At 47.0% G+C, this 18,115-nt stretch carries 11 protein-coding genes and 1 other RNA gene; 10 read left to right on the top strand and 2 right to left on the bottom strand.

What is annotated here, in order from left to right; genetic code table 11:
- Positions 1-5: 5 nt before the first annotated feature.
- A complete protein-coding gene (locus tag ASG16_RS07525; RefSeq protein ID WP_007728788.1) occupies positions 6-401 on the bottom strand; it encodes a YqzM family protein in 396 nt (131 codons plus the stop codon).
- Between the two features lie 282 nt (positions 402-683).
- Here ASG16_RS07525 and secG point away from each other — a divergent pair, with 282 nt between their 5' ends.
- The 6 genes from secG to ASG16_RS31740 all read left to right on the top strand — a co-directional run bounded on the left by secG (position 684) and on the right by ASG16_RS31740 (position 7,137).
- On the top strand, positions 684-926 hold the full coding sequence (secG, locus tag ASG16_RS07520) for a preprotein translocase subunit SecG (protein ID WP_007728789.1): 243 nt from the start codon (positions 684-686) through the stop codon (positions 924-926).
- Between the two features lie 142 nt (positions 927-1,068).
- On the top strand, positions 1,069-3,579 hold the full coding sequence (gene rnr / locus ASG16_RS07515; RefSeq protein WP_056495181.1) for a ribonuclease R: 2,511 nt from the start codon (positions 1,069-1,071) through the stop codon (positions 3,577-3,579).
- Between the two features lie 148 nt (positions 3,580-3,727).
- Positions 3,728-4,201 carry an SsrA-binding protein SmpB gene (gene smpB / locus ASG16_RS07510; protein ID WP_048034936.1) on the top strand — a complete coding sequence of 158 codons (474 nt, stop codon included), beginning with the start codon at positions 3,728-3,730 and terminating at the stop codon, positions 4,199-4,201.
- A gap of 158 nt (positions 4,202-4,359) precedes the next feature.
- Positions 4,360-4,715, top strand: a transfer-messenger RNA (tmRNA) gene (gene ssrA / locus ASG16_RS07505).
- Between the two features lie 202 nt (positions 4,716-4,917).
- Positions 4,918-6,855, top strand: a complete 1,938-nt coding sequence (locus tag ASG16_RS30660; RefSeq protein ID WP_056495184.1) for an HD domain-containing protein — start codon at positions 4,918-4,920, stop codon at positions 6,853-6,855.
- Positions 6,856-6,918: 63 nt separating this feature from the next.
- On the top strand, positions 6,919-7,137 hold the full coding sequence (locus tag ASG16_RS31740; RefSeq protein WP_056495187.1) for a hypothetical protein: 219 nt from the start codon (positions 6,919-6,921) through the stop codon (positions 7,135-7,137).
- A gap of 662 nt (positions 7,138-7,799) precedes the next feature.
- Here the strand turns inward: ASG16_RS31740 and loaP are convergent.
- Complete coding sequence (gene loaP, locus ASG16_RS07490) at positions 7,800-8,330, bottom strand: antiterminator LoaP (RefSeq protein WP_048034934.1); 531 nt, start codon at positions 8,328-8,330, stop codon at positions 7,800-7,802.
- Between the two features lie 291 nt (positions 8,331-8,621).
- Here loaP and ASG16_RS07485 point away from each other — a divergent pair, with 291 nt between their 5' ends.
- The 4 genes from ASG16_RS07485 (at position 8,622) to ASG16_RS07470 (ending at position 18,082) form a co-directional block, all read left to right on the top strand.
- The gene (locus tag ASG16_RS07485) at positions 8,622-9,401 is read left to right on the top strand and encodes a 4'-phosphopantetheinyl transferase family protein (RefSeq protein WP_056495190.1); all 780 of its coding nucleotides are present in this window, start codon (positions 8,622-8,624) and stop codon (positions 9,399-9,401) included.
- A 98-nt stretch (positions 9,402-9,499) separates the two neighbouring features.
- The gene (locus ASG16_RS07480; RefSeq protein WP_056495193.1) at positions 9,500-10,189 is read left to right on the top strand and encodes an MBL fold metallo-hydrolase; all 690 of its coding nucleotides are present in this window, start codon (positions 9,500-9,502) and stop codon (positions 10,187-10,189) included.
- A gap of 16 nt (positions 10,190-10,205) precedes the next feature.
- Complete coding sequence (gene fabD, locus ASG16_RS07475) at positions 10,206-13,505, top strand: ACP S-malonyltransferase (protein WP_056495196.1); 3,300 nt, start codon at positions 10,206-10,208, stop codon at positions 13,503-13,505.
- 17 nt (positions 13,506-13,522) lie between these two features.
- Positions 13,523-18,082: a type I polyketide synthase gene (locus tag ASG16_RS07470; protein ID WP_056495199.1), complete on the top strand. Its 4,560-nt coding sequence runs from the start codon at positions 13,523-13,525 to the stop codon at positions 18,080-18,082.
- Positions 18,083-18,115 lie beyond the last annotated feature (33 nt).

Below are 18,115 nucleotides of genomic sequence, written 5' to 3'. Positions count from 1 at the left end.
TGTACTTATTTTTTCTCCGACAGCCACTGTGAAACCGCTTGAATTTCTGGTTGTTTCTTCAGCATTCCAGGAGGCATGCCGCCCTTACCGTCTTTGATGATTTTAGCAATGTCGTCAGCGCTGAGCGTTGCTCCAATTTTCGTCAGGTTTGGACCTGCAATGCCTTCGAGATTTTGACCGTGACAGGAAGCGCAATTTTGTTTGAATACAGCAGCAGCGTCAATTTGTGCAGTTGGTGCGCCGCCACCATTGGCCTCTTCCCCATGTTTTGGTGGAAAAATAATTGATCCTACAAGTGCAATGAGAAAAACTAGAAACAAGATACCAAACGAAGTGAAAAAGGCCTTCGCGGAATCAATTACATCGTTTTGATTCATGTCTTTTTTGTTGGACCCAGCCATCTGACAAAGACCTCCCAAAGCAAAATAATAAAGTTTCATGGTAATTTTACGGCAAAAGTTTGACAATATCAAGGCGACTACCAAACAAGACAAAGAAAGTACACAATTTGCCATTTTTTCGTAAAAACACGTTGCTCTTATTCTACCTTATAACAGTCAATATTATTTGAAAGAATTTCTCTTATAATGGAAGGGATAGCGGGTTGCTGTTACCAGACAAGTGTGATAAAGTTGTTGTATTGGTTTTTTCCGCCTTGGAAATACGTTTTGAGGTGAATGAAAATGGCATTGGCTGCGAAAATTTTACTTGTGATCGCAAGTATTGGCTTAATTATCGTCGTGTTGCTGCAATCGGGAAAAAGTGCCGGCCTTTCCGGAGCGATTGGTGGCGGCGCAGAGCAACTGATGGGCAAACAAAAAGCCCGCGGGATTGACGCACTTTTAGGGAAACTGACCGTTGTATTTGCGGTTGGCTTCATGATTTTTGCGATTTTGCTCGGGTATTTCTTGAAATCAGGAGCGTAATAGACGAACGGCCGAAAGACAGCGAGTGCAACTTGCTGTCTTTTTCTCTATTCCGATTGCGATATGCGGGAACGGTGAATACTACATAATAGGATGGTCATGGAGAAACGCGGGAATGCCACGCGAAAAAGGAGGTTTGTGAATGGAAGACCAAGAAAAAATACTCGCGTTTATGCGAGAGCAAGCATATCACCCGATGACGGTGAAGGAACTGGAAGAAGCGTTTGAAATCAAAGATTCTGCCACGTTCAAGGAGCTTGTGAAAACGCTGAATGCACTGGAAGCGAGCGGAGAGGTGATCCGCACCAGAGCGAATCGGTATGGCGTGCCTGAAAAAATGAATCTGGTACGTGGACGTCTGCAAAGTCATCCAAAGGGCTTTGGATTTGTGATCCCGGAAACACAGGGCATGGAGGACGTATACGTTCATGCGAATGATATGAACGGTGCGTTGCATGGGGATACCGTACTGGTTCGTGTGGAAAAGGAAGCGGGCGGCAATCGTCTGGAAGGGCAAATTATTCGCATCGTCGAACGAGGAATGAAGCAGGTAGTAGGGACGTTCAAGGACGAGACGTATTACGCGTTTGTCATTCCCGACGAAAAGCGGCTCGGCAAGGATATTTTTATCCCAAAAGAAGCCTATAACGGTGCCGTAGATGGGCATAAGGTAGTCGTGAACATCGTTCGTTACCCAGAGGGACGAGTGAATCCTGAGGGTGAGGTCGTCGAGATTCTCGGCCATAAGAACGATCCGGGTGTCGATATCCTGTCGATCATCCGCAAGTTCAACCTGCCGGAAGCTTTTCCTGAAGACGTGTTAGAAGAGGCTGAGGCAGCACCAGATGAGATTTCCGAGGAGGAGATCAGCGGTCGTCGAGATTTGCGCGAGCGGATGATGGTTACGATCGACGGTGCAGATGCCAAAGACTTGGACGATGCCGTTTCCTTGGAGAGACTGCCAAATGGAAACGTAAGACTCGGCGTGCATATCGCTGATGTCAGCTACTATGTTCGTGAAAAGTCTCAACTGGACAATGAAGCGTATCGCCGTGGTACCAGCGTCTACTTAGTTGACCGTGTTATCCCGATGCTGCCACATCGTTTGTCCAACGGCATATGCAGTCTCAATCCGCAGGTAGATCGACTGACGATTTCCTGCGATATGGAGATGGACTCGAGCGGAAACACCGTGAAGTACGACATCTTTTTGAGTGTGATTCGTACAGATGAGCGCATGACGTATGCAGATGTACGCAGTATTTTGGAAGACAAGGACGAAGCCTTGGCCGAAAAGTACAGCAGACTCGTCCCGATGTTCGAGGATATGAAAGAGCTGGCCTTGAAGCTGCGTAAAAAACGGATGCAGCGCGGTGCGATTGACTTCGATTTCCGCGAAGCAAAAATTTACGTCGATGAAGAGGGAACCCCTACGGAAATCGGCTTCCGTACGAGATCGATTGCGGAGCAGATCATTGAGGAGTTCATGCTCGCTGCCAACGAAACAGTGGCGGAGCATTTTCACTGGATGAAGCAGCCGTTCATGTACCGGATTCACGAAGACCCGAATGCTGAAAAGCTCATGGCCTTCATGGAGTTCATCACGAATTTTGGCTACTCGATCCGCGGGAAGGGCAATTCTGTCCATCCTCGTGCGTTGCAGCAGTTGTTGGAAGAGGTAAAAGGAACGCCGGAAGAAATTATTATCAGCACGGTCATGCTGCGTTCGATGAAACAAGCGCGCTACGACGCGGAAAGTCTGGGGCATTATGGCTTGTCTACGGAGTTTTATACCCATTTTACTTCGCCGATTCGCCGTTATCCCGACCTAATCGTCCACCGCCGCATTCGCGAATGGATCGAACTAGGGAATCAAATATCAGAAAAACGTCTGGGGTACTGGGCAGAGCAAATGCCAGTAATCGCGGAGCATGCGTCTCAGCGTGAACGATTGGCTGTCGATGCCGAGCGTGAAACAGATGATCTGAAAAAAGCAGAGTTCATGCTTGAGCGAGTGGGAGAAGAATTCGAAGGTGTCATCTCCAGCGTCACGTCGTTTGGGATTTTCGTTGAGCTTCCTAATACCATTGAAGGCTTGGTGCACGTCAGCTTTTTGACCGACGACTACTATCATTACCATGAGAAAATGTTTGCCTTGGTCGGTGAGCGTACAGGCAAGCAGTATCGGATCGGGGATGTCGTCGAGGTACGTGTAGCGAATGTCAACGTGGATGAACGCACCATCGACTTCGAAATCGTCGGGATGCCGAAGGCTGGCTTCCGCGGTAGCCGTGAGCGTACGCCTCGCGTAATAGATGGTCGCGGTGGAGATCATAAGCCGACACGTGGCAAACAAGATCGTTCACGCGCAGGCCGTGCAGATCGTCCTGGCAGACCAGATCGTCAAAAGGACAAAAAGCATCCGGCGGAAATCCGTCAGAAATACAAGGATCGCCGCAAAGCGGAGGGGAACAAACCTCCTCGTCGTACTGGATCGGGCAGAGCATCGACCGGTGAAGAAGTGCTGCCAATTGGTGCAGGAGAAGGGGATACCCCAGCGAAACGCCAGAAGGGATTCTGGGAAGATCTCGTCAAGTCCAAGAAAAAGAATCGTAAAAATGTAGCCAGTCAGGTGAAACGGAAACGCCGTTAAACAGTTGTTTAATCCCCGAAAAGTACTCGGAACGATCCGTTTACCTTTTCGGGGATGTCTATTTACCGGGTAAATGACTTGCCACAATGGGCAAAATTTGCTAGACTAACTGGTACGAAACGCAGTACGTACAAGTGAGGTGATCTCCATGTCAAAAGATAAGGCCGGAACCAAGACAATCGCCCAAAACCGAAAAGCGCGCCACGATTACCACATCGAGCAAGTATACGAGGCAGGCATTGAGCTGACCGGTACGGAGATCAAGTCCGTGCGTGCGGCGCGTGTCCAGCTCAAGGACAGCTTCGCCCGTGTGCACAATGGCGAATTGCTTTTGTACAATGTGCACATCAGTCCGTACGAGCAGGGAAATCGTTTTAACCATGAGCCAGAGCGGACTCGCAAGCTCCTGATGCGCCGCTTGGAAATTCTCAAGCTCAATGGTCTGATTCGCGAAAGAGGGTACTCGCTGGTCCCACTCAGCATTTATTTGAAGGGCGGCTGGGCCAAGGTCGAGCTCGCACTTGTCAAAGGGAAAAAGAACTACGACAAGCGCGAAGACCTCAAGAAAAAAGAGTCTGCACGTGATATCGAGCGTGCTCTGCGCGAACGCCAAAAAGGCTGATTGGATTGCACTGGCAGGCTTGGCAGCAATCAACGTTGAGTTTTGGTTGTCGCCTGTGCTATATTTAATAAGCAACAACAAGCCAATACACTGTTAGTTAAAATATAGTCTAGGTGCGGATTTAATGGCTCTTCACCTAGACTTTTTCTCTCCTACCTGGGGGCGTTCTGGATTCGACGGGGATGGTAGAGCATGAGAAGCGAGCCGGGGGGCTGCGGACCTCGTCAACAACGCGGAACGCCATTAACTGGCAACAAACAACTTTCTCTCGCTGCTTAATAACCAGTGAGGCGCTACCATTCCATCGCCCATGTGGCATGACTAGCGCTCAACTTTAGTGGGATACGCCGGAGGCTTCCGCCTGGAGCCGAAGGAAGAAGATGAATCAGGCTAGGTAACGGGTCAGCGCGTCACTCCGCGAATCCGGTACCGAAATTTAAATGAGTGACTGCGCTCGGAGATGCTCATGTATCGCTGTTTTCGGACGGGGGTTCGAATCCCCCCGCCTCCACCAAATACATAAAGTGAAGCCACCTGATGAGGGTGGTTTTTTTGTTGTTTTGAATTCTGATTTTAACAGAAGTGTATTTTTTTGTTTAATTGATCGAATATTTTATTTATTGAACCCAAAATATTGATTTGTTAGAGGATTCTGGTTTTCAGTGTATAAATTTATAGTACAAAGCATTTTTTGACCTTTATTAGGGGGAGTGATTATGCAACAGCAGATATTCCAAATTGCGGATACTGTTCATGGAAGTATTCAAATTAGCTACTTAGAAAAACAAGTAATATCAACTCAACCGTTCAACCGGCTTCATAATATCCTTCAAAACTCTACCGTATATTTAACGTTCCCTTCTAATCAAACTAAACGGTTCGCACATTCTCTAGGTGTTATGCATCTCGGGGGAAAGATGTTTTTAAACGCTATTATTAATGCAGATGATGAAGTTCGTTGTGATTTTTTGCATAGTGTAAATTTACTGATTGATGAATATAAAAAAAGTCAAGAGTTCAGTAGTCTACTTCGTGCTTTTCTTGGAGATCAATATGTTGATCTCATCGATAGATATAAGGAGATTAGGATTAATGAACCCCTATATAATTTATCTTTACCAGGAGTAGTTAAAGAGGAACATCAATTTGCATTTACTCTAGTCTATCAATCAGTACGATTAGCCGCTTTACTGCATGATGTGGGGCATCCGCCATTTAGTCATATTTCAGAGTATGCATTAAAAGATGTATGGAAATCAGTTTATCAGAAATCGAATAAGGGAGAACAACTAACACAACGGGAAGAAACATTTCTTGAGGCCACAAGTTTTTATGCAGAAGATGGTGACGCTGAGTTACACGAACAAATAGGAAATAAGATTGCACAGAGGTTGATAGAATCTGTAATATCCAAACCAACTAATATTGAAGAGGCGAATATTCAACTGTTTTATAGTTTAGTTACTAGATTAGTAAACAGTATTCTTTGCGAAGAGAATAAATTATGTACTGATATACATCGGCTTATAGCGGCATCAATAGATTGTGATAGGCTCGATTATATTACTAGGGATATGTTGAGCTCAGGTTTTAATGTAGGGAAAATAGAATATGACAGACTAATTTCATCTTTTAAATTAGTTAAACAAGCTGAGGATTTTTTATTTTGCACAGATGTTAGAACGATTTCAACAGTAGAGGATTACTTTCATAGACGCTGGCAGTTATATAAGAACATCATATTTCATCACCGTGTTGTAAAAACGGATTACTTATTAGGTGAAGTGATCACTTCTCTAGCTAAGGATTATCTGGGGAAAAGTGAAATTGATAGTGATGTGTTTGAACAAGCACTTCCATTGGATATTTCAGGTTTGTGGCGGGCGATTAAAGAAGTTAGGTCAAATAATTCATATTTTAACGCACTCATTCAATGGGATGACTCTTGGTTAATTTCTGTACTTAGACAACAGTATTTTGCAAAATATATAAGAGAATCTGACAGTATTGTGAGATATCAAATGGAAGAGTTATTATCGAATAGAAAAAACTATCGTTCAATGATTAAGAAAATGGAGGCTTTTTCGGAAATTGATAAAATAGTTTTAGAGTTCTTTAGTACTAATTATAATGAAGTAAATGAACTACTCTTACAAATTGAGAGATTAGTTGGAACGTCTTGGTCACTCATCGAAAAAATCAGGGAACAAATTAAGGCATTTTCTGAAGCTGATTGGTTAAATAAGGCCCCAACGTTTGGATTCTTACTAACAAGAATAAGAGAAACGTTGGATACGCTATATCCAAAACAAAGTGTGTTTGAACAAATTATAATCGGGGCTGTTCAAGGAGTATCAAAACAGAGTTATGGTATTAGAGATAGTATAGTCGTTTTTAAAAGAACAAAGACAGGATTGGAAAAGAACTTTCCATCGGTGCATAAGGATAATGATGTAGTTTTACTTGATAAAGTGTCCCGGGTGAAAACTGATTTAAGGATGTATCAAACAGGGTTTCCCACTTTTTTTATTTATCTTTTCGAATCGGATAAAAAAGTACCCCACAAAGAATTTCTTAATAAGGTTGGAGAAGAGATCGGTATTCAAATCGTTAAGGAACTGAGAGAAAAAATGCCAACATCTGCAATAACTTAGTGTTATAATGTTGTAATCAAAAACAATGCGATTTATAAATGAAAATTTTGAGGAGGATGAAAGATGGCTACTGTGTTCATGGAGGATACTGGATTTAAATTAGCCAATATTGTTTTGTCCCAGAAAAAATCATTTACATTAGACGACCTTTTGATTCAAGCCCAAAATATTGGACTAGAAGAAAATGAGGTAACATTAAAAAGATCTTTGAGTCGCTTGTGTGATATCGGAATAATAATTAAGCATGGATCATTATACTCAGTATCGCTTAATGATTTGTAAGCCTTATTGGTCACATTACATAGTAATGTGACCAATAGTCATTTTAAGAACTACTTAATCTCAGCTAGGCGCTACCAGTCCATCGCCCATGTGGCATGACTAGCCTCAACTTTAGTGGGATACGCCGGAGGCTTCCGCCTGGAGCCGAAGGAAGAAGATCAATCAGGCTAGGTAACGGGTCAGCGCGTCACTCCGCGAATCCGGTACCGAAATTTAAATGAGTGACTGCGCTCGGAGATGCTCATGTATCGCTGTTTTCGGACGGGGGTTCGAATCCCCCCGCCTCCACCAAATACATAATAAGCCAAGCCACCTGATGAGGGTTATGACTTAAACCATATATTTGCCGCAACGGCAAGATTGTGCTTTAAAAAACTTTAGGCAAACATATGCTTTAAAGTTTTTTATTTATATTCGGGCATAAGGGCGGCCTTTTAGAAGCAAGGTGTTCATAATGAGTGTAAAGCAAATTCAACTACTGCGATTTAAGAAATAACCCGACCTTCAGATCGGGTTATTATTATATTTTGAAGCATGAAGAGATTGTTTCTTTTACATTTTGGAGTTTATAATTGATGGGAGGAAATTACTTTTCAATTCAGCAGTTCTTTCGTTAGGTGAAATATCGTACGCAATAAGCCTTTCTATCGCTATATAAATAGTTATTCCAATATTTCAATTCCAACGTCAATCATTCTCTCGTCTCCTAGAAAGTCAATTGCAATTTTGGCTCTTTTCTTTCGGCGGTTCACTTTCTTTATGATTCCTTCTTTTCCGGCAAGGGGACCTTTCTTGACGGTAATTTTGGAGCCGGTCATCATTAAGGTTGAATATCCGAGCACCCCGTCTGTGTCCAGCAATTTTAAAATCGGACGGATTTCTGCTTCTTGGATTTGGGACACTTCCAGTAAACCATCCGATCGTTGTCTTGTCTGCTTGTTGCTATTTAGTAATCTGAAGATTCTGGGTGTTTCTTTAATGTCGTAGTATGTCTTCGTGTCCAAATTCGTTTGAATGAGTAGATAACCCGGAAACATGATTTTTAAAGGGTGGGTAATAAGACCCTGTTTTCGTTCAGGAAGCCTTCTTTTCGGTACAACGGCCCTTAATTGGTGAGAAGAGAATTTATCCGAAAGAAATTTGGCCACTCGTTCTTCGTATCCGGTCTCTACATAAAGGGCATACCAATTCATCAATTCCCACCTCATAGAATGTAAGTTAAAAATGTCACATAATTCTTGAAATATCGACATGATTTTTAAAATTCGACTTTTGAAATTGTGGTAAAATACAATTGTGGTAAAATACGGATATAAATATTATAATTCACTAAACTATCTTTGTACATAGTCCCAAACGGCACGAGCTAATCGTTGTTTCGGCACGTTAGTTCGCTTTGGATTCTGAATATTCGATGCCATTTTTTTTGCTGCTATATAGCCGCGAAATGTCTCGTCATGTCCATTTTTGGGTGGTGGTCATCTTTGCAGTGGCGTTCGTTCGAGAAATACCTCGTGTTGAATAGGCCTGATCTAATCATGAACGCAGGTCTAAGCTTCGTTCATATCAGCGAGGATAAGGAACCTGGGATAGATCCGCTTATATTCGGCCTCGACGAAATAGAAGATTATCGAAAAATGAAATATGATGTCGGAAAGAGAAATTATGTGCTAGGCAGAATAGCTGCCAAACGAGCGGCTTCGACAATGATGAGCCGGTCTGATTTAACAAAGATAACCATTAGCCGGGGAGTTTTCGGACAGCCAGTCCTTTATACCGGTAGCGCGGATAAATTAGCGGTCAGTATTTCTCATTGCCAATGCATGGGGGCTGCTATTGTTTTCCCCGAAGGAAGCCCAATGGGAATCGATGTGGAAGCCATCAATCCGTCAAGAAACGAAACAATGGCCAGTCAAATGACAGTAGCGGAGATGGAGAGCGGTGCAACTGTTATTAGCAACAAAGCATTCTTGCTAACGTTGTTGTGGTCCAGCAAAGAGGCGCTATCAAAGGTGCTTCGAACGGGACTTACCATCCCGTTCGAATTGCTGGAGATCGAAACGATTCAGTCTTACGGCGGGTTTTATGTGAGTACGTTCACGAATTTTCCGCAGTACAGCGCCAAAACGTACCTGACTTGCGGCTACGTCTGGTCAATCGTAGCCCCTCGCAAAAGCGAGTGGCATTTAGATCCCTTGCAAATGCAAAATCATTTTCTGGCATTCGATTGCGGCTGTGATAAACGAAGTGCACCTATAAATTAAAAGCTGTGTTTATAAAAGAATTAGGCTTCGAAGGAAGAGCTCCACTTAGTGGGGCTATTTTGTTTTGGGTTTTGCTCTTGAAGGGAGAGTTAGCTGCGATGAGCGAATCCTATCAGATCCATACCATTTGTACCAGCTATCTCAATAAATTGTCCAATTACAATTATTTAATCGTGGATAAAGCGACAAAGCTTGCCGCTCTTGTAGATCCTTCTTGGGAGATCGATCGAATTTTGACGGTGATCGAGGAGCTGGACGTGAAGCTGCATGCCATTTTGTTAACTCATTCCCATTTTGATCATGTCAATCTTGTGGAATTGCTGAGTGTGCGGTATGGGCCCAATGTGTACATATCAGAGAAGGAAGCGCGGTATTACGCGTTTTCTGCGCCCAATTTACATACATTTAACGATCTGGATACCATTTCACTGGGCAACACCACGATTACCTGTATGCTTACGCCGGGTCATACGGCTGGAAGCGCCTGTTATCTATTGTCCGGTTGTTTGATAACAGGAGATACGCTATTTATCGAAGGCTGCGGCAGATGCGATACAACCGGCGGAAATCCGGGTGATATGTTCGACAGCTTACAAAAAATACAAGATACCGTGCCGATCTACGCCAGAATCTATCCTGGACATTCATACGGGAAAGAGCCTGGATATCCACTTTGGTATTTATTGGAGAACAACATCTATTTTCACCTTGTGAAACGCGCGCAATTCATTTCGTTCCGAATGCGTCATGCTCAAGGCTATGGCTCGGATGCGAAAGAGAGACGATAGTAAAACGGAGGGGACAATGGAGAAAAAAGTCGTGTTTATGTTCTCGGGTCAAGGCTCCCAATATTATCACATGGGTGAGACGCTCCTGGCCGAGGGAGATGTATTCAAAAAATGGATGACCCGGCTGGATCAAATTGCCGAACCGTTAGTTGGGCGGTCCATCATGCAACTGCTCTATGACCCTCAACATTCGAAAGCAGAATCCTTCGATCGCACACTTTTTACTCATCCGGCTCTTTTTATGGTGCAGTACGCCTTGGCACAAGAAATGCTTCATCACGGGATCTTTCCTGATTATGTGCTGGGCAGCAGTCTCGGGGAATTTGTCGCGGCCGCTGTCTCCAATATTCTGGACCCGGAGCAGGCCCTCATTGCTGTCATCAAACAAGCTCAAATCTTTGAGATGAGTTGTGAAGGCGGGGGGATGCTGGCTGTATTGGATGATCCGCGCACCTTTCGGGAGAACCCGCTCTTACATCACAACAGCGAGCTGGCAGGAGTTAACTACGATGGGCATTTTGTGATCGCAGGCGGTAATGTGGACTTGGACGGCATTCATACGCATTTGAGGGATAAAGGTATTGCTTCCATTCGGCTTCCTGTCTCCTACGCGTTCCATTCTAGGGAAATTGATCCTGCCGAAAACGCGTTTATCAGTCATCTCCGTACGTTATCGCTTCAGAAACCGGCCATTCCTTTTTGTTCCGGCATGTATGGAGAATTGGTTGAAGCTGTGAGGCACGAATACTTCTGGGATGTGGTCAGACAGCCGATGAGGTTTCGGGAAGCAGTAACTGCTATGGAGCGGGAACAGCCGGCCGTTTATTTGGATTTGAGCCCTTCAGGGGTGCTCGCAAATTTCACGAAACGGCTTCTTAAGGACGATTCAAGCTCTGAAAGCGCTGTGCTTCTGACGGTATACGGTTTTGACTTTGAGAAAATGAATGAGCTCAAGCGAACGATCGCACGACCAAATGACTCGATTACGGGAGGGAACGATAAAAGCATGATCGCATATCTTTTTCCAGGACAAGGCTCGCAGCACGTTGGCATGGGGGAGGGACTTTTTGATGAATTTCCGGATTTGACTGCAAAGGCGGATGCCATTCTTGGTTATTCGGTAAAGGAGCTATGCCTGAACGATCCGAAGCATCAGTTGGGCAACACCGCTTTTACCCAACCACTTTTATACACGGTCAATGCTCTGATGTATATGAAGAAAAGAAAGGAAACAGGCAGACGTCCCGACTTTGTAGCCGGTCATAGCTTGGGCGAGTATAACGCCCTGTTTGCGGCAGAGGTTTTCGATTTCGAAACCGGACTACGTCTCGTTAAGAAGCGGGGCGAGCTGATGGCCCTGGCTGCAGGCGGAGGAATGGCGGCAGTAATCGGCATGCAAGCGCAAGAGGTTGAAGACATTATTCGCCGGAATGGACACTTGGAAATCGACGTTGCCAATTATAATTCGCCCGTGCAAACCGTCTTGTCGGGGCGTAAAGACCATATAATGGAGGCGCAGCGCATTTTTGAACAGGCCGGGGCAGGGATGTACATTCCGCTTAATGTCAGCGGCGCATTCCATTCCCGGTATATGAATGAAGCGAAGAAAGAATTCGAGCAATTTTTGAATAACTTTACCTTCCACAAGCCTGTTATCCCTGTCATCGCAAACGTATCTGCTCGTCCCTGTCCGTTCAACGAAATCAAACGCAACTTGACTGAGCAAATCACAAGCTCCGTCAATTGGACGGACACCATTCGCTATTTAATGGGAAAAGAGGTAGAGCTGTTCGAGGAGGTCGGGCCTAAGGACGTGCTTACAAAGTTGACGGAGAAGATCAGGCAGTCGAGCTCTCCGTTATTCGTAGAGGATGAAACGCCGGAGGAACCGAGCACAAACGAACAAAAGAACGAGAACAACCCGCCGTTCGTTGACACGGAATCGGTCTTTATGCCCAACGCCCGGAAGAAGATCACTGCAGCTTCGCTTGGCAGCCCGGCATTCAAGGAACGGTATGGTCTGAAATATGCCTATGTTTTGGGAGCCATGTACAAGGGGATTGCCTCGGCCGAAATGGTTGTGAAAGCCGGAAAGGCTGGCATGCTCTGTTTCTTTGGCTCCGGAGGACTAAGGATTACGCAAATCGAGGAAGCGATTCGGGACATTCAGCGCCAATTACGCGGCGGCGAGCCCTATGGAATGAATTTTCTTCACCATCCGGATAACCAGGCTCTCGAAGAAGCGGTTGCTGATCTTTACTTGAAGTACGGCATAACCGTAATAGAGGCTTCTTCCTTCATTACGATGACTCCTGCGCTAATTAAATATCGGGCGAAGGGACTGACAAGAAGAGCGGACGGAACGGTGGAGATTCGAAACAAAATTATCGCCAAGGTTTCCAGGCCGGAGGTCGCATCCAACTTCCTAAGACCGGCACCGGAGCGGATCATCGAGAGGCTTGTTCAAGAAGGTAAAATCACGCAGGAAGAAGGTCGCTTGCTGCAAATGGTGCCGGTTGCCGACGATCTGTGCGTCGAAGCGGATTCGGGCGGACATACCGATCAAGGCAGCGCGTATGTGCTCATGCCGACGTTGATTAGGCTGCGTGACGACATGGTACGCGAACATGGTTATACGAGCGAGATTTCCGTAGGTGCTGCCGGAGGGATCGGAACTCCTGAGGCGGCGGCTGCCGCGATATTGCTAGGTGCGGATTTCCTTGTGACTGGTTCTATTAACCAATGTACGGTGGAGGCTGCGACTAGTGATGCCGCTAAAGACCTTCTGCAGCAGGCGAATGTGCAGGATACCGATTATGCACCGGCGGGCGATATGTTTGAAATCGGCGCCAAGATACAGGTTTTAAAGAAGGGTCTGTTTTTCCCCGCAAGAGCGAATAAATTGTATGATCTGTACCGGCATTTCAACGCCTTGGAAGAAATAGACGAGGCGACAAGGGAGCGTATTCAGGATAAGTTTTTCCATCGCTCCTTTGAAGAAATCTATCGGGAAGTTATAGCACACAAAGTTCCTGCCGAAATCGAGAAGGCGGAGCGGAATCCGAAGCATAAAATGGCCCTTATATTCAAGTGGTATTTCTCCTATTCGACGCGGTTGGCGATGACGGGCAGCAAGGAACATAAGGTAGATTACCAAATTCATTGCGGTCCTGCGCTCGGAGCATTTAACCAGTGGGTGCTGGGCACGGAGCTGGAGCATTGGAGAAACCGTCATATTGATCAGATTGGCGAAATGCTGCTGAATGAAACGGCAGCCCTGTTGAACCGCCGAATTTCCGAATTGGTTGGCAATTGACTGAGAAGGAGAACGTTATGGGTGATATAGCAATCATCGGGATGTCCTGCAGACTACCTGGAGCGCGGAATTATCATGAATACTGGTCCAATTTGATCGAGGGCCGTTCATCCATCCGGGAAATTCCCAAGGAGCGGTGGGACTGGAGAGACTATTGGGGAGATCCGAAAGTTGAATACGCGAAGACCAACAGCAAATGGGGCGGCTTTATTGACGATGTAGACGCTTTTGATGCCGCGTTCTTCGGCATATCGGCCAGAGAGGCGGAGGTGATGGACCCGCAGCAGCGGATGATGCTTGAGCTTTCCTGGTCGTGTCTTGAAGATGCCGGGATCGTCCCGTCAACGTTATCGGGCAGCAAGACAGGGGTCTATATCGGCGTGTTCAACTTGGATTACAAGGAACTGCAGGAGAGGCCTTCCAGCCTTATTGAAGCTCATTATTCGACGGGAACCGCAGCTACTGTTATCGCGAATCGAATATCCCATTTTATGAATCTGAGAGGGCCCAGCCTTTCAGTGGACAGCTCATGCTCAAGTTCGCTGCAAGCGATTCATTTGGCGGTTCAATCGCTGCAGACCGGTGAATGCAGCATGGCTTTGGCGGGTGGCGTCAGTTTGATCCTGACTCCGACCCGCCATATTTCATTTTCCAGAACCGGCATGCTGTCACCTACGGGCTCCTGTAAAACGTTTGATGATAACGCGGATGGCTATGTCCGCAGTGAAGGCGCCGGACTTATTTTGCTTAAGCCCTTGGCACTGGCGGAAAAGGACGGCGATTTAATCTATGGCGTCATTAAAGGAAGCGCGGTGAATCATGTCGGCAAGACACACACCTTAACTTATCCGAATCCACAGGCGCAGGCTGAAGTCATCGAGGAGGCGTTCCGCAAAGCGGGTCTAACGCCGGACCAGGTGAATTATATGGAGGCACACGGCACTGGGACGCCTAAAGGCGATCCGATTGAGTTTCAGGGCCTTAAGCTTGCGTTTCAAAAACTCGAAGCAGAGATGGATAAGCCGCTTAGTCATCGTTATTGCGGCATCGGTTCAGCCAAAACAAGTATCGGGCATGCCGAATCCGCAGCAGGCATCGCGGGCGTGATTAAAGTGCTGCTTTCCATGAAGCATAGAAAACTCCCTGGATTACAAAATTTCAAAACGTTGAACCATCGGGTTGAATTAACCGGGACTCCTTTCTATGTGGTGGACCAGCCGCGGGAATGGGAGCCGCTTCTGGATCATAATCAACAGCTGCTTCCGAGAAGAGCCGGCGTAAGCTCGTTCGGCTTCGGAGGGACGAATGCGCATGTGCTGATCGAGGAAGCGCCGCAGCGGACGTCTCGCAAGATGGCGCAGCATGGATTGCCATGCCATCTATTTTGTTTTTCCGCAAAGTCTGAAAAATCGCTTCTTCTATCGCTCGAGACGTTAGTCGCATGGTTGGACAGCGAAGGAAGCGAGTGCGAAGCCGCGGACCTAAGTGCCGCCTTGCTGTTGCGCAAGCAGCACTTTGGCATTCGTACTGCTATCGCGGCTCAAAGTGTGGAGGAGCTTAGAGGGCGTTTAAAGGAGCTGTTGTCCGACAGGGAAGAAGCACAGCAATTTTTGAAGCAAGAAGCATCAAAAATAGAAAAGACCAAAAGTGCGCTTTTTCAAGAGCTGGCAGGACTACTGATCCGGGAGCTCCGTGAATGTGTGAATGATACGCAAAAGTATCGGGAGAAAATATCGGCTTTGGCAGAGCTGTATGTAAAGGGCTATGACTTCGATGCATGGGCGCTCTTTGAAGGAATGGACCTGAACAGACTTCGACTGCCTGCCTATGCTTTTACTAAAGACCGATACTGGATTACGGGCAGTACTCCGGAATCCGCCATTGTGCCGACGTCAGGCAGCGGAGGTGTAGGTGAGCTTCATCCTGTACTGCATCGGAACACATCGGACTTTGCTGGGGTTCGTTACACTTCGGTTTTCACAGGAGAGGAATTTTTTCTCGCTCATCATGTCGTCGCCGGGAAGCGTGTATTACCAGGTGTCGTTTACTTGGAAATGGTTCGCGAGGCGGCTGAACAGGCCGGCAGGAAATGGTTAGGGGAGCGTAAACGTATCGTCCTGAATCGGGTGGTGTGGTCGCAGCCTGTTATTGTGACGGATAGCTCCGTTGAGGTTCATGTGTCGCTTTCGGTTCAAAATGACGATATCTGTAGCTTTCAAGTGTACAGCGTATCCGGTGAATCCGAGCAAGATCGTGTTCTTCATTGCGAAGGTCATGTCTCGTTTCGTTCGGCTGATCCGGCTTCCAGGAAACAGCAAATTCAAGATTTCTTAAACTCCGGGCTAACCCCCGTCCCATCGCTCGTCTGTTATGAACGTATGAGGGGGATGGGTCTTCATTATGGTCCGGCTCATCAAGGAATTGAGCAACTATATCAAATGGACGGCATTATCGCTGCTAAGCTGTTGCTGCCGGAACTCATTTCCGATACGCGAAATCACTTTGTTCTTCATCCGAGCTTGATGGACGCCGCTCTGCAGACGGCGGTTTACAGTTATTCAAATGCCGGACAAACGACCGTTGGTGAAAGCAACAAGCCCTTGCTGCCTTTTACGCTGAGAGAGCTCGAAATTATACGTCCGTGCGCTTCTGCTGCTTGGGCGATTGTAAGCCAGGAAGATACGGAAGACAGCAAAAAGGCTAAACGTCTCCGTATTGATGTATGCGATGAGGATGGCAGCGTCTGTGTGAGCATCAAGGGATTCGTCCTAAGGCCGCTTGAGGGCGGGTTCGCCGGCGGCGTCTCAGATCCTGCAAAACCGGAGGCGTCAAAGGCATATGCGGGATTAATGGTGCCGCTATGGGACCCGATCACACCGGTTGCACGTAAAACGGATGCTCCGAACCTACGAACCGTAATAGCTGGAGGTTCGGCAGCGAGCCGTGACAAGATATGGCGGGTTATTCCGAATGCGCAGGATGTACAGTTGCAGGTGGAGGATGACCCGGAAGTATTGGCACGAAAGCTGGGCCAGTGCGGCGAGATCGGCCATTTTGTTTGGATTGCGCCTGAGGATTCGATAGAGTCAGCGGAATCGGATGCGATGCTTGCGGCGCAGCATAAAGGCGTGCTGTTCCTGTTTCGGATCATCAAAGTGCTGCTGAAGCTTGGATATGGTGCAAAGCCGTTAAAGTGGAGCGTCATCACATTCCAAACGGTGCAGGTATGCCAGAAGGAAACGATTCAGCCGGCCCATGCGAGCCTGCATGGGCTTATCGGCTCGATGGCCAAGGAATATCCGAACTGGTCGGTTAGCTTTGCCGATTTGGAGCGGGAAGAAGTTTGGCCGATTGAAGAGTTGATCGCATTACCGCCTGATGAGCGGGGCGACGTATGGGCATACCGGTCCAGGGAGTGGTACCGGCAGAAAATGATCCCGGCGCAGATCCCCAAACCCGAAGGTACAGCCTATCGGAAGGGAGGGGTCTATGCGGTAATCGGCGGAACCGGCGGAATCGGAGAAGCATGGAGCGAATATATGATTCGCCGGTATCAGGCGAACATCGTCTGGATTGGCCGGCGGGAGATTGATGCCAGTATTCAGGAGAAGATCGATCGGCTGTCAAAACTGGGGCCGTCTCCGTGCTACATCCAAGCAGACGCAAAGGACGGGAAGGCACTGAAACTCGCGTACGAGAGCATAAAATCCAGCTACGGACAGATCCATGGCGTCATACACTCGGCAATTGTGCTTTTGGATCAAAGTTTGGCGAATATGTCGGAGGAACGGTTCGCAGCGGGATTGACGGCAAAGGTGGACGTGAGCGTACGGATCGTACAGGCATTCGGAAAGGAACCATTGGATTTCGTCTTGTTCTTCTCTTCCATGAACTCTTTTGCAAAACCCGGAGGTCAGAGCAATTACGCGGCGGGGTGCACCTTCAAAGATGCATTCGCACAGCGTCTGGCGATGGAATGGCCATGCAAAGTGAAGGTCATAAACTGGGGCTACTGGGGAGGCACAGGCATCGTTTCCTCGGAACATTACCGAAAGCGCATGGCACAAGCAGGGGTTGGCTCCATCGAGCCGGAAGAAGCGATGGACGCACTGGAGACGCTCCTTGCTGGGCCGTTTGACCAAATGATGCTAATCAAAACAACAAAGCCTTATCCGCTAATTGATATGAAGCATGATGAATGGATTGCAAACTATCCGGAACAGCTCTCGTCCAATATCCAACGGCTGATATCGGAGCGAAAGAGGCGCAGTGCATCGGAGCAGGAGTATCCTGTAGCTGCTTCTTTGGTATCGGACGATGAGACAGCCGATCCTGTGCTGACGTATTTATCCGGTTTAGCCGCTGAATGGCTTCAAGTGGATTTCGGTGAAATTGGTGTGGATACTCGGCTGGAGGAATACGGGGTCGATGCGGTCGTTCTTAACGAAATGCTCATATCCGTAAACCAGCAGTATCATATCGATTTACAGCCGGCCGAGCTGTCTGCTCAAGCATCGCTGCGTCAGATCGGTTCATGTGTGCGCGAGGCAATAAGAATCGGCGCTGACAAGAGCTAATACCCAATATCCGAAGGCGATGCATAATAAAAG

Origin of the sequence: Brevibacillus sp. Leaf182, assembly GCF_001423865.2 — a bacterium.
Classification (GTDB): Bacteria; Bacillota; Bacilli; order Brevibacillales; family Brevibacillaceae; genus Brevibacillus; species Brevibacillus brevis_C.
The sequence above is the reverse complement of the archived record's forward strand: the minus strand, read 5'-3'. Positions and strand labels throughout refer to the sequence as shown.